The sequence below is a fragment of the Alteromonas sp. MTD1 genome (genome assembly GCF_042848195.1).
Classification (GTDB): domain Bacteria; phylum Pseudomonadota; class Gammaproteobacteria; order Enterobacterales; family Alteromonadaceae; genus Alteromonas.
The window spans coordinates 95,831-108,413 of sequence record NZ_BTGG01000001.1; the positions used below are offsets into that span (position 1 = coordinate 95,831).

The 12,583-nt window shown below is 45.4% G+C and carries 10 protein-coding genes; 4 read left to right on the forward strand and 6 right to left on the reverse strand.

The genetic code is table 11. From position 1 onward, the window contains the following. Positions 1–41 precede the first annotated feature (41 nt). The 6 genes from ACGHAV_RS00430 to ACGHAV_RS00455 form a co-directional block, all read right to left on the reverse strand. A complete protein-coding gene (locus tag ACGHAV_RS00430) occupies positions 42–941 on the reverse strand; it encodes a hydroxymethylglutaryl-CoA lyase (RefSeq protein ID WP_390374951.1) in 900 nt (299 codons plus the stop codon). Between the two features lie 2 nt (positions 942–943). Further along, positions 944–2,989 carry an acetyl/propionyl/methylcrotonyl-CoA carboxylase subunit alpha gene (locus ACGHAV_RS00435; RefSeq protein WP_390374953.1) on the reverse strand — a complete coding sequence of 682 codons (2,046 nt, stop codon included), beginning with the start codon at positions 2,987–2,989 and terminating at the stop codon, positions 944–946. A gap of 1 nt (position 2,990) precedes the next feature. Then, positions 2,991–3,809: an enoyl-CoA hydratase/isomerase family protein gene (locus ACGHAV_RS00440; protein ID WP_390374956.1), complete on the reverse strand. Its 819-nt coding sequence runs from the start codon at positions 3,807–3,809 to the stop codon at positions 2,991–2,993. A gap of 11 nt (positions 3,810–3,820) precedes the next feature. Further along, positions 3,821–5,428, reverse strand: coding sequence for a carboxyl transferase domain-containing protein (locus tag ACGHAV_RS00445; protein WP_390374959.1), 1,608 nt, complete (start codon positions 5,426–5,428; stop codon positions 3,821–3,823). 147 nt (positions 5,429–5,575) lie between these two features. Further along, positions 5,576–6,745, reverse strand: coding sequence for an isovaleryl-CoA dehydrogenase (locus ACGHAV_RS00450; RefSeq protein ID WP_390374962.1), 1,170 nt, complete (start codon positions 6,743–6,745; stop codon positions 5,576–5,578). Beyond that, positions 6,742–7,149, reverse strand: coding sequence for a MerR family DNA-binding transcriptional regulator (locus ACGHAV_RS00455; RefSeq protein WP_334015145.1), 408 nt, complete (start codon positions 7,147–7,149; stop codon positions 6,742–6,744). The genes ACGHAV_RS00450 and ACGHAV_RS00455 overlap by 4 nt, the downstream gene beginning before the upstream one ends. Before the next feature lie 406 nt (positions 7,150–7,555). Here ACGHAV_RS00455 and ACGHAV_RS00460 point away from each other — a divergent pair, with 406 nt between their 5' ends. The 4 genes from ACGHAV_RS00460 to ACGHAV_RS00475 all read left to right on the forward strand — a co-directional run bounded on the left by ACGHAV_RS00460 (position 7,556) and on the right by ACGHAV_RS00475 (position 12,557). Then, a complete protein-coding gene (locus tag ACGHAV_RS00460; RefSeq protein WP_390374965.1) occupies positions 7,556–8,731 on the forward strand; it encodes a thiolase family protein in 1,176 nt (391 codons plus the stop codon). A gap of 135 nt (positions 8,732–8,866) precedes the next feature. After that, complete coding sequence (locus ACGHAV_RS00465; protein WP_390374968.1) at positions 8,867–9,787, forward strand: alpha/beta fold hydrolase; 921 nt, start codon at positions 8,867–8,869, stop codon at positions 9,785–9,787. Further along, positions 9,777–11,012: a kynureninase gene (gene kynU / locus ACGHAV_RS00470; RefSeq protein WP_390376017.1), complete on the forward strand. Its 1,236-nt coding sequence runs from the start codon at positions 9,777–9,779 to the stop codon at positions 11,010–11,012. Before ACGHAV_RS00465 ends, kynU begins: the two co-directional genes overlap by 11 nt. Before the next feature lie 153 nt (positions 11,013–11,165). Beyond that, a complete protein-coding gene (locus ACGHAV_RS00475; RefSeq protein WP_390374971.1) occupies positions 11,166–12,557 on the forward strand; it encodes a diguanylate cyclase in 1,392 nt (463 codons plus the stop codon). The last annotated feature ends 26 nt before the right edge of the window (positions 12,558–12,583 follow it).

Consider the following 12,583-nt stretch of genomic DNA (forward strand, 5'->3'; position numbering starts at 1 on the left):
CTATGAGCTGCTTTTTAAGGGTGTTTACTTGGGTAATACATCTATTTACCTAAAAGCGCACTTGCAACTTTTGATATTGGTGGTCTGTTAAGCAGTTTTTCAACAAACTGTGATGTAGCAAGCAGTTGTTGCATATCTACGCCACTTGATATTCCCATTCCGTTAAGCATGTAAACTACATCTTCTGTAGCAACGTTACCGCTTGCACCTTTTGCATATGGGCAACCACCTAAACCTGACACTGCCGAATCGATAGTTGCTACGCCGTACTCCAACGCAGTATACAAATTCACAAGCGCCTGTCCGTAAGTATCATGAAAGTGGGCTGCTGTGACTGAAACCGGAATATGCTTTAGTACTTCATCTAATAAAAGCTTAGTTGCACCCGGAGTGCCTGTTCCTATCGTATCGCCAAGGGAAATTTCATAACACCCCATGTCTAACAGGGTTTTAGACACATTCGCTACGGCGCTAGGGCTTATCTCGCCTTCATACGGGCACCCCATGACACAAGACACATAACCACGTACCGGAATGTTGCGCTCTTTTGCCAGTTCGATAACCGGCTCGAAACGATGTAAACTTTCAGCAATACTGCAGTTAATGTTTTTCTGTGAGAACGATTCAGACGCAGCGCCGAATACCGCCACTTCGTTAACACCAGCTTCAAGGGCGGCCTCTAAGCCTTTCAAGTTCGGCGTAAGCGCCGAATATTGAATAGACGGTGCACGCGATATATTTTCGAATACTGCACCTGAGTCAGCCATTTGTGGCACCCATTTAGGCGAAACAAAGCTACCAGCTTCAATGCGCTTGAGGCCTGTTTTCGACAGCATATTAACCAGCGTGACTTTATCGTCAGCGCTTACAACTTGCTTTTCGTTTTGCAGGCCGTCGCGAGGGCCAACTTCAACAATGCTGACCTGGCTTGGGAAGCTCATAGTTACTCCTTTTCGCTACCGGCGAACGACAACAAAGTAGCGCCGCCATCAACAAGTTCGCCGGCTTTAAAGTAGAAGCTTTCAACCATGCCGTCTTCAGGTGCAACAATACTGTGCTCCATTTTCATTGCTTCCATAATCAGGATAGGCTCGCCTTTTTCTACTTTTTGGCCAGGCTCTACAAGCAGAGCAACAATGGTACCGTTCATAGGCGCGTTAAAATTAGCGTCTTGGTTGGCATCACTGTCATCGCCCAATGAAGGCAACACAACGCTAAAGCTGCTGTGAGTTTCATTGTTGAATAAAGTAAAGCGTCCGTCTTTTTCAGCAAAGTGATACTGCGTTTTATACCCGTCCACGTCTGCGTTAAGTATTAGGTCACCGTCAGGTGATGCGCTTAGGCTTCCCATAACTTCAACATTTACATCATCGAAAGACACCTGCCACGCTAATGGGTAAGTGGTTTTGGAATGTGTGATGTTGAATTCCTGCGTGTCAGCCTCACCGCCAAAATCAAGTATCAGCGTTTCGCTGTGCGCCATGTTGGCACGCCATGCTCCAGCAGAACGCCAAACAAGAAGACTACGTGCAGCTTCGTTTTGTGTCGCTTTCATAGTGTCTTCGCGGTGCAGCAAAGCCAGTAACGCCATAGTAGGCAGGGTAATACGCTTGTGATGGTCGCCAACTTCTGCTTTTGCGAATAGTGCATCGTGATGCTTCTCGACAAAGGTGGTTGTAAGCTCTGCATTAACAAATGCTTCGTTGCTTGCCACGCGCTTCAGAAAGTCAATGTTGGTAGAAACACCTTCGATATGATAGTTGCCCAACGCATGTAGCAAGCGCTTAAGGGCGACTTCACGTGTTTCACCCTTGACCACCAGCTTGGCAATCATTGGGTCGTAAAATACGCTTACTTCGTCGCCTTGCTCAACACCTGTGTCTACGCGAACAACGTCGCTTTCTTCTGGGGTTTTAAGTAGATGAAGCGTGCCCGTTGAAGGTAAGAACTCATTGTTTGGATCTTCAGCATAAATACGTGCTTCAAAAGCATGACCTGTCAGGGTAAGTTCATCTTGTTGCTTCGGAATAGGCTTTCCTTCAGCAATGGTCAACTGCCACTGAACCAAGTCTTCATTCGTGATCATTTCGGTAACAGGGTGTTCAACCTGAAGACGCGTATTCATCTCCATAAAGTAGAACGAGCCGTCTTCATCAAGAAGAAATTCTACAGTACCAGCACCAACATAATTAATGGCCTTCGCTGCAAGAATTGCGGCTTCACCCATTTTCTCACGGATATCTTGAGACATGTTAGGCGCTGGGGCTTCTTCAATAATCTTTTGGTGACGACGTTGTACCGAGCAATCTCGCTCAAACAGGTATACACCATTTCCTAGAGTGTCGCAGAATACTTGAATTTCAACGTGACGAGGGCGAGTTAAATATTTTTCAACCAACATGTGGTCGTCACCAAAGCTTGCCATCGACTCGCGTTTAGCGGCATTCAGTGCAGCGGAGAACTCTTTTTCATTCCACACCTGACGCATGCCTTTACCGCCACCACCAGCAGCAGCTTTTAGCAGCACTGGGTAACCCATGTCATCAGCTGCCGCTTTTAATACTGCTTCGTTCTGATCATCACCATGGTAGCCAGGTACCAACGGTACACCTGCATTTTCCATGATGTGTTTTGCAGCTGACTTTGAACCCATCGCTTCTATTGCCGAAGCAGGTGGGCCAACAAAAATGATGTTGTTTTTGGCACAAAGGTTAGCGAATTCGGCATTTTCCGATAAGAAACCATAGCCAGGGTGAATAGCATCTACGCCAAGCTGCTTCGCTTTTTCGATAATAAGTTCACCGCGTAGGTAGCTTTCTTTAGACGGCGATGCGCCTAGATAAACCGCCTCGTCAGCCATTTTAACGTGTCGTGCTTGGGTATCTGCATCTGAATAAACGGCAACCGTTTTTACACCAAGCGCTTTTGCAGTTTTAATTACGCGGCAGGCAATTTCACCACGGTTTGCAATGAGTAGTTTATTAATCATGTTATTTCTCCATGCCTGCTTCTGGATTGGTTTTTTGCTCAATCCAATTCGCACTGCGCTTTTCTAAAAACGCGCCAAGCCCTTCTTGACCTTCTTCTGATGTACGCACGTGTGCAATAAGTTTGCTGGTGGCGGTAAGTAGGTCGTTATTGATAGGTTGAGAAGCAACCCATTGAACAAGGGCTTTAGATTGAGAAACAGCCTGTGGCCCATTTTTCATCACGTTTGTGATCAAATCATCAATAGTGCTGTCTAGTTCGTCTTCGGTTACGGCCTCGCTTAGCAGACCTAGACGACGAGCGCGTCGAGCAGAGAACACTTCAGCCGTTTGGAAGTAACGGCGACAAACACGTGCACCCATTGCTTCAACAACGTAAGGGCTTATAGTGGCTGGAATAAGGCCAATTTTCACTTCGCTTAAGCAAAACTTGCTTAATTTGCTGCCAACAGCAATGTCGCAGCAAGCTATTAAGCCAACAGCACCGCCAAATGCGGCACCTTGAACACGTGCAATAGTAGGTTTAGGCAACGTGTAAAGCGTTTGAAGCATGGTCGCTAAGCCCATCGCATCCTGTTCGTTTTGCTCTTGGGTGTAGCCCGCCATTTTTTTCATCCAGTTCAGGTCTGCGCCTGCACTGAAACTTTTTCCTTTTGCTTGAAGAATAACGGCGCGAACGCTGTCGTCTTTGCCTGCTTTTTTAAATAGGCGAGTTAATTCGGCAATCATCTCGTCATCGAAAGCATTGTGCTTTTCGGCGCGATTAAGAGTTACGATTGCCACATTGCGTTCGTCGATTTCGTAGGTTACTGCTTGTTCCATAATCTTTGCTCCTACATTCTGAAAATACCGAATTCGGTATCTTCAATTGGCTTGTTCAGTGCAGCAGAAAGCGATAGCCCTAGCACAAGGCGCGTATCGGCAGGGTCGATAACACCGTCATCCCATAAACGTGCAGAGGCGTAGTAAGGGTGGCCTTGTTTTTCGTAAGTATCGATAACAGGCTGCTTAAAGGCTTTTTCTTCCTCTTCGCTCCACGTTTCACCGGCGCGCTCTTTTTGGTCGCGTTTAACCTGTGCTAATACGCCGGCAGCCTGTTCGCCACCCATTACCGAGATTCGTGCATTGGGCCACATAAACAAGAATCGAGGGTCGTATGCTCGTCCGCACATACCGTAGTTACCTGCACCGAAACTACCGCCAATTAACACAGTAAGCTTAGGTACATTGGCACACGCTACCGCCGTTACCATTTTGGCGCCGTGTTTTGCGATACCGCCATGCTCATACTGCTTACCCACCATAAAGCCGGTAATATTTTGTAAAAACACTAATGGAATTTTTCGCTTAGCACACAACTCAACAAAGTGAGCACCCTTAAGTGCGCTTTCACCGAACAAAATACCGTTGTTAGCTACTATGCCGACTGGGTAACCGAAAATGCGGGCAAAACCACAAACTAGTGTTGTGCCATACAAAGGTTTAAACTCGTCGAAATCAGAATCGTCTACGACACGCGCGATTATTTCGCGTACATCAAAGGTTTGACGACTGTCGGCAGGCACAATACCGTAAATTTCTTTACTGTCGTAACGGGGTGGTTTTACTTCACCCACTTCAACACATACTGGTTTTCTGCGGTTAAGTCGAGATACAGCGTTTCGCGCAAGTGTTAACGCGTGCTGGTCGTTGTTAGCAAGGTGATCGGCTACGCCTGATATACGAGTGTGAACATCACCACCACCAAGCTCTTCGGCTGTCACTACTTCACCGGTAGCAGCTTTAACAAGCGGTGGACCACCCAAGAATATTGTGGCTTGTTCTTTAACGATAATGCTTTCATCTGCCATTGCTGGCACATAAGCGCCACCTGCGGTACACGAACCCATTACCACTGCAATTTGTGGAATGTTTTTCGCCGACATATTCGCTTGGTTGAAGAAGATTCGCCCAAAGTGCTCTCGGTCGGGGAATACATCGTCTTGACGGGGTAGGTTAGCACCGCCCGAGTCGACTAAATATATGCACGGTAGGTTGTTTTGCTCAGCAATGGTTTGTGCGCGAAGGTGTTTTTTAACAGTAAGCGGGTAATACGTACCGCCTTTTACGGTAGCGTCGTTCGCAACAATCATGCACTCAACGCCATTAACCACACCAATACCGGCTACAACACCAGCGCAGGGTACATAATCGTCGTACACTTCCCAGGCAGCTAGCTGCCCAATTTCTAAAAACGGTGTGTCATCATCAATAAGTGCATTAATGCGATCGCGAGGCAGCAGCTTTCCGCGTGACACGTGTCTTTCTGCAGCTTTTTCGCCACCGCCTTGGGTAATTTGATGAATTTTTTCGAGTAGGTCGTCTACTTGTGCTTGCATTGCCTTGGTATTGGCAATGAAAGTATCAGATTTTACATTTATTGTAGAGCGAAGAACGGGCATAACCCCTCCTTGTGTGACAGCCCTATTAAATAGGGCTGTGTTGTCGTCCGGTACTTAACATTTGCGCTATGGCACTGTTAAGGGTTGTCGTCGCGATACAGCATAGTGTTTATCTAATACTGTTGTTGGGCTGCTCGCGATTGGTTTTTATTTTGATTCGTTGAATAACTCGCGACCAATAAGCATACGGCGAATTTCTGATGTTCCTGCGCCAATTTCATATAGCTTGGCATCACGAAGAAGTCGACCCGTTGAATATTCGTTTATATAGCCGTTGCCGCCTAGAAGTTGAATTGCATCTAACGCCATTTTGGTGGCTAATTCAGCAGAATATAGAATAGCGCCTGCTGCATCTTTACGTGTGGTTTCACCACGGTCGCAAGACTTAGCCACTGCATACACATACGCTCGAGCGGCGTTCATTTGAGTGTACATGTCAGCCACTTTGCCTTGAACAAGTTGGAACTGGCCAATAGATTGACCAAACTGTTCGCGGTCATGGATGTAAGGTACTACTACATCCATGCATGCTTGCATAATGCCTAGCGGACCACCTGACAATACTAAGCGCTCGTAATCAAGACCGCTCATAAGTACGCGAACACCTTCACCTTCCTTGCCGATGATGTTTTCTGCAGGTACTTCACAGTCTTCAAATACTAGCTCACAGGTATTTGAAGAGCGCATGCCCAGCTTGTCGAGTTTTTGCGCACGACTAAAACCAGGGAAATCGCGTTCTACGATAAACGCGGTAATGCCGCGAGGACCTGCGTTTGGATCTGTCTTTGCGTAAATAACGAAGGTATGCGCGTCTGGACCGTTTGTGATCCACATTTTGTTGCCGTTAAGAATGTATTTATCACCACGTTTTTCGGCACGTAGTTTCATGCTTACCACATCTGAGCCCGCATTTGGCTCACTCATTGCTAACGCGCCAATGTGTTCACCAGAAACCAGCTTCGGCAAGTACTTTTCTTTTTGCGCTTCATTACCATTTTTGTAAATCTGATTCACGCAAAGGTTAGAGTGAGCACCATAGCTCAATCCGATGCCTGCAGATGCACGACTCACTTCTTCCATCGCAACTGTGTGTGCAAGGTAGCCCATATCTGAACCACCGTACTGCTCAGAAACCGTAACACCTAACAATCCCATGTCGCCAAGTTTAGTCCATAGCTCATTGGGAAACTGGTTATCAGCGTCAGCTTTCTCAGCAAGCGGTGCAATTTCGTTCTGTGCAAATTGGTAAACCTGGTCACGCAACATATCAATGTCTTCACCAAGTCCGAAGTTAAGAGTAGGGTAAATGGTATTCATGCAATTTTTCCTCGTTTGAGTTCTGCGAGTTCTTCGCGGCAACGTGCTTCTACGTCATCAAGTTCTGTCATCAGCATTTGAATATCTTCAAGTTGCTGATTAAGTACCGCACGTTTTTGTTCAGTCATTTCAAGCATGGCTTCTAACTGAACTGCCGAATTCGGGTTGCTGTCGTACATGTCGAACAGTGTTTTCACTTCCGCAAGTGAAAAGCCTAAGCGTTTCCCACGTAATATAAGTTTCAGTCTCACCCTATCTTTATTCAGATAGACGCGGTTTTGTCCCGTTCTTGAGGGAGACATAAGCCCTTGCTCTTCGTAAAACCTTATTGAGCGTGGCGTTATATCGAATTCGCGAGCAAGCTCACCAATTGCGTACGTGGTATCGTCGTCGTGCTTGTTCATACATATACCTTGTTTTATTCGCGTTCTTATCACTCAGCGCAATACACAAGCGTATTGATGAGTGAATACTTGTAACTTCCGTTCAATGCGTTGTGCTATTAAAACGCAGGGCACTTAAAACACTGGGCATATAAACGTTGGCTAGTACGAATGTGCTATGTAGCAGCTTTACACTGGCACGCTACACTTATGTGATGTTATGCGTAGCGTTTGCTTGACACATTTTTAGTACAGGTTTACGTTAACGTTAATTACAATTTACGTTAAGGTAAAGTAACATTTTGCTAACGTCAATTTTTCATGGTGCTAGGTGGGTGTTGGTACAAAAACAAGTGTTTAGTTTTGTATACATCTCGCATCATATGGCTAGCTAAGTTACTCAATTTATTTAATTAAGGGCACAATCATGAGTGGTGAATCAGTAGTAATCGTTGCAGCAAAACGCACACCAATGGGTGGATTTAATGGCAGCCTGTCGTCTATGACAGCGACAGACTTAGGTAAAGTTGCCATTGAAGCGGCATGTGAAAACATTGATATGTCGGCCATTGATGAAGTCATCATGGGCTGTGTACTGCCTGCAGGTCTAGGCCAATCTCCTGCGCGTCAAGCATCTTTAGGGGCTGGCTTGCCGTTAAGCGCCGGTGTTACGACTATTAATAAGGTATGTGGGTCGGGCTTGAAAGCCGTTATGTTAGCCCACGACCTAATAAAAGCGGGCAGTGTTGAGACAGTTGTCGCCGGTGGCATGGAAAGTATGAGCAACGCGCCGTACATGCTGCCAAAGGCGCGCTCGGGTTACCGAATGGGGCATGGTCAGGTACTTGATCATATGATGCTTGATGGCCTTGAAAATGCTTACGACGGTAAAGCGATGGGCTGTTTTGCTCAAGATACTGCCGATGAAGAAAACATCACACGCGGCGACATGGATGAATTTGCTCTTAGCTCGCTATCAAAGGCAAACGATGCTATCAGCAACGGCACTTTCGATGACGAAATTGTACCCGTGACCATGGCTACCCGTAAAGGGGAAGTAGTGGTAGATACTGATGAAGGTCCAGGCTCTGCGCGACCAGAAAAAATACCATCACTTCGACCTGCTTTTAAAAAGGATGGCACGGTTACAGCAGCAAACTCGAGTTCAATTTCTGATGGTGCAGCCGCACTTGTGGTAATGAGTGAATCAAAAGCAAAGGCACTAGGTTTAGCGCCACTTGCACGCATTGTTGCCCATGCCACGCATTCTATTGAGCCAGAAAACTTTACTGTTGCTCCTGTTGGTGCCATGGAGAAAGTGCTCGATAAAGCGGGTTGGACGAAAGAAGACGTAGACTTATTTGAAATCAACGAAGCGTTTGCCATGGTAACCATGCTTGCTATTCAGAAGCTGGGACTTGACCAACACAAAGTTAACATAAAAGGCGGTGCATGTGCTCTAGGTCATCCTATTGGTGCATCAGGTGCGCGTATTCTTGTAACTTTGTTGCATGCATTAAAGCAACAAGATGGTAAAAAAGGTATTGCTTCGTTGTGCATCGGTGGCGGCGAAGGCGTAGCACTTGCCGTTGAAATGCTGTAGGTATTAGTTACACCATTTAACAATATTTAACTTAACCTATGGCATCGTAATATGGTGTCATAGTGTTAAGGAAGAGTAATAAAACTAATAATAATGAAAATTAAGAACGCAACCCTTAAATGTGTTGGTGTTGCAATGACAACACTAATTACACTAGGGGCCCTTCAAGGATGTACAAGTGCTGAAAGTGCTCTGAAGAGTAGCACCGTCAGTAATGAAAAGATTCGCATTAAAAAAACGCTCGCAGATACCGTCGAAAAGGTATCTTCAGGCTTAACCCAAGTTGCCTACAAAGATTTAGCAACGCTTAGCACATCGCCCCCTTCTTCAGTCATCACTTATGGAGACGATCCACTCCAGCGAATTTATCATTGGCAAGCTGCAGGCGTGAATGAACGCCTTTCATCGAGAGCTAGTGCCGTCATTTATATTCACGGCGGTTGCTGGTTAAACGCTTACGACTATACACATGCCAGTGGTTTCTATCATGCACTACAAGAAAAAGGCATGAACGTTTACGCCGTTGAATACCGTAGAACTGGCGATGATGGCGGCGGCTGGCCGGGAAGCCTTAACGATGTTAAATCGGGCATTGAAACCGCGCTTAAACACATTGCTGTAAAAAACCAGCATAGCATTGTATTTGTGGTGGGGCATTCAGCAGGTGGACATTTGGCGCTATTAAGCACTGATGTACTGCAGAAACAATATGATGGCCTAAACATTAACGCGGTTGTTGGACTTGCTGCAATTACCGATATTACTTCTTACGCAAACGGTGATAATAGCTGTCAAAGTGCCACGAGTTTATTTATGGCAGCAACACCAGAACAAGCCCCTGCAGCGTACTTTGATGCCACTCCAGTGATAACAAACGTTTCTGTACCGGTAGTGCTTCTTCAAGGTGATGCTGATAGCATCGTGCCTCAGAAGCATGCTTCTCTTGACGGTGCAAAAGCGGTTATTATTGCAAACGGCGGCCACTTCGACTGGCTACATTCTCAATCGACCTCGTTTAATGCGTTACTTAGCGTTTTTGGTGAACATAATGAATAAGGTTTTTTCTGCACAGCAGCTAGATGAAAAAGATCCGCTGCGTGAGAAAGTACATGAATTTTCTCTTCCTAAAAATACGGTATATCTAGACGGCAATTCACTGGGGGCGTTACCCAAGGCTGCCAAAGAAAGAGCAAGCGACGTAGTGAATCGCCAGTGGGGAGAAGACCTTATTACCAGTTGGAACAAAAACGACTGGATTGCATTACCGCAGATAGTTGGCGATAAAGTGGGCACACTTGTGGGGGCGAAGCAAGGTCAGGTTGTATGCTGTGATTCCATTTCGATAAACCTTTTTAAAGTGTTAAGTGCGGCAATTAAAATGCAGCCTTCAAGAAAGGTAATAGCCACTACGCGCGATAATTTCCCCACTGATATTTATATGGTGCAGGGCTTAATCGACCTGCTGGGTGAGGAGTACAGTATTCGTTACATTGATGAGCATAATGTAGAAAATGCTTTGACTGACGACATTGCAGTATTAATGCTTACGCAAGTGAATTTTCGCAGCGGCCATAAACTGAATATGAAACAGGTAACGGCTGAAGCCCAAAGAAAGGGCATTCTTACACTATGGGATCTTGCACATAGTGCAGGGGCGTTTGTTGTTGAACTGGATGATTGTAATGTGGACTTTGCCGTTGGTTGTACGTACAAGTACCTAAATGGTGGCCCAGGTGCACCTGCTTTTATTTATGTTGCAGAGCGTCATCAACAAGCCTACAAGCAACCTCTCTCAGGTTGGATGGGGCACAGTTCGCCATTCGCCTTTTCACCCGACTACACACCAGATTCAAGCATCAAGCAAAATTTATGCGGTACACCCGGTGTGATAGGTATGAGTGTATTAGATGCTGCACTGTCTGTTTTTGATGGTATTTCTTTAAAAGCGATTGATGAAAAATCTAAAAAGCTTCAAGCATTTTTTATTGCTGAGGCGAAGCGAGAAGGGCTATCTTCACATTTCGTCAATGTAAGTCCAGCCATTCAGCAAAGAGGAAGCCAGGTAGCGTTCGCACACGATGATGCCTATGCGATTTGTCAGGCATGGATTGACGAAGGCGTAATTGCAGACTTCCGTGCACCCAATATATTGCGTGTAGGGTTCGCACCGCTTTATCTTACTTTCAGCGACATTGAATATGCCGTGAAGAAGTTAGCGCTTATCATGCGCGAGAAGCGATACGACAATCCTAAATATAAAGCACAGCAGCGAGTAACCTAAAGCGTATTGTGCTTACTGTTTATATGAGACGAATGTATTGTTATTGCTTTTTACGTCCTAACGTTTAATACTCCGTCGTTCGTTTTAGCTGTCCTTTATTATTGGTGTTTTTTGAAGCGCTTTTCGAAAACTATTTTGCTGTGTTGTATTCTGATGTTAAGCGGTGTCTTTGGCACTGCTGTCTCGGTAGCGCAAACCAATCAAATTAACCCAAAATCACAAGAAGACGTGTTGTACTGCGTCGACCCCCACTGGGAACCATATGAAGCTATAAAAAATGGCTTTCATGTGGGTATCTCTGCACAATATCTGCAGGTTATCGCTGAACTTTCGGGGTTGAATTTTACTTTAGTGCCAACTGAAAGTTGGCAGCAAAGTTTAGAATTTGTTCAGCAGGGTAAATGCCATGTGGTTCCAATGCTTAATACGTCAGATTACCGCAAGCAATTCCTCGCTTTTAGCAAACCCTATTTTGAAGCACCTAATGTGCTGGTTGCCAAGCAGGGTACACCAATGCTGCAAGGCTACGGCGGCATTGGAAGTCGCACAATAGGGATTGTTCAAGGTTATCGTCAGGTTGAGTATATTTCTCGCTACTATCCTAGTTTACGTATTAAGCTTGTAGAATCGGAAAAAGAGGGTCTTACAAAGCTAGCTTCTGGTGATTTTGATGTATTAGTTGGATCGCTTATGAGCGTGAACATGCATATCAATGATCTGAACCTGAATGAACTGGTCATAGTGGGATATGCTGAGCCTTTCGATTCACTCGCCTATGGTGTTAACAAATCATTTGCTCATTTGGTCGATAGACTCAATTATGCCATTGAGCGCATTCCAGAAGCGCGTAAAGTTCAAATTTATAAGCAGTGGAATAGCGTTAAAATTCGTCAAAATAAAGACTACCTTACGTGGGCCTTGGGCACTGCGCTTATTATGCTGGTTTTTTTAGTGTTAATAGTGCGACAGCGTTATAAACGTTTGTTCAAAAGCGTAGTGAAGCAAAAAAATTCAGAAATAGCGTCGCTTCAGGCAACATTACAAGAGAAAAACAAAACAGTAGCGATACTGTCTGCGCACGACGCCGCTACTGGGCTGTATAATAGAAATCATATGATCCAGCGAGCAGAGGAAGAGATTTCTCGTTTTCATCGTTTTCATACCAGTGCTTCACTTATTATTGTGGAGCTAAGCTATCAAGTCTCGAGCGAAAATATAGATACAAGCGCAGTAGAAGAAGCTTTTAAAGTTGTGGCTGACAGCTGTTTAAGCTCGGCGAGGGAAGTTGACGTAGTGTCGCGATTTACTACCGAGCAATTTGTAATCCTTTGCCCACAAACGCCGTTAGAGCCATCAAAAATACTGGCAGAGCGACTACTATCAAGCTTGAGCAATGATGACGTTGTTCAAAAGCATTTTAGCGTTGCAGTGGGCATGGCAGAGCTATTGGCTAGGGAAGATTTTAATGACTGGCTTGAGCGCACAACCAAGGCGCTCTACCAGTCTAAAAGGTTGGGTTACAACAACGTTGCTATAGCCGATTAATCTGGGCAATTTTGTTTCGAAGAGAG

Coding starts and splice junctions, on each gene's coding strand:
- ACGHAV_RS00430 (WP_390374951.1), bottom strand. CDS start 941: ATGAGCTTCCCAAGCCAGGTCAGCATTGTTGAAGTTGGCCCTCGCGAC.
- ACGHAV_RS00435 (WP_390374953.1), bottom strand. CDS start 2,989: ATGATTAATAAACTACTCATTGCAAACCGTGGTGAAATTGCCTGCCGC.
- ACGHAV_RS00440 (WP_390374956.1), bottom strand. CDS start 3,809: ATGGAACAAGCAGTAACCTACGAAATCGACGAACGCAATGTGGCAATC.
- ACGHAV_RS00445 (WP_390374959.1), bottom strand. CDS start 5,428: ATGCCCGTTCTTCGCTCTACAATAAATGTAAAATCTGATACTTTCATT.
- ACGHAV_RS00450 (WP_390374962.1), bottom strand. CDS start 6,745: ATGAATACCATTTACCCTACTCTTAACTTCGGACTTGGTGAAGACATT.
- ACGHAV_RS00455 (WP_334015145.1), bottom strand. CDS start 7,149: ATGAACAAGCACGACGACGATACCACGTACGCAATTGGTGAGCTTGCT.
- ACGHAV_RS00460 (WP_390374965.1), top strand. CDS start 7,556: ATGAGTGGTGAATCAGTAGTAATCGTTGCAGCAAAACGCACACCAATG.
- ACGHAV_RS00465 (WP_390374968.1), top strand. CDS start 8,867: ATGACAACACTAATTACACTAGGGGCCCTTCAAGGATGTACAAGTGCT.
- ACGHAV_RS00475 (WP_390374971.1), top strand. CDS start 11,166: ATGTTAAGCGGTGTCTTTGGCACTGCTGTCTCGGTAGCGCAAACCAAT.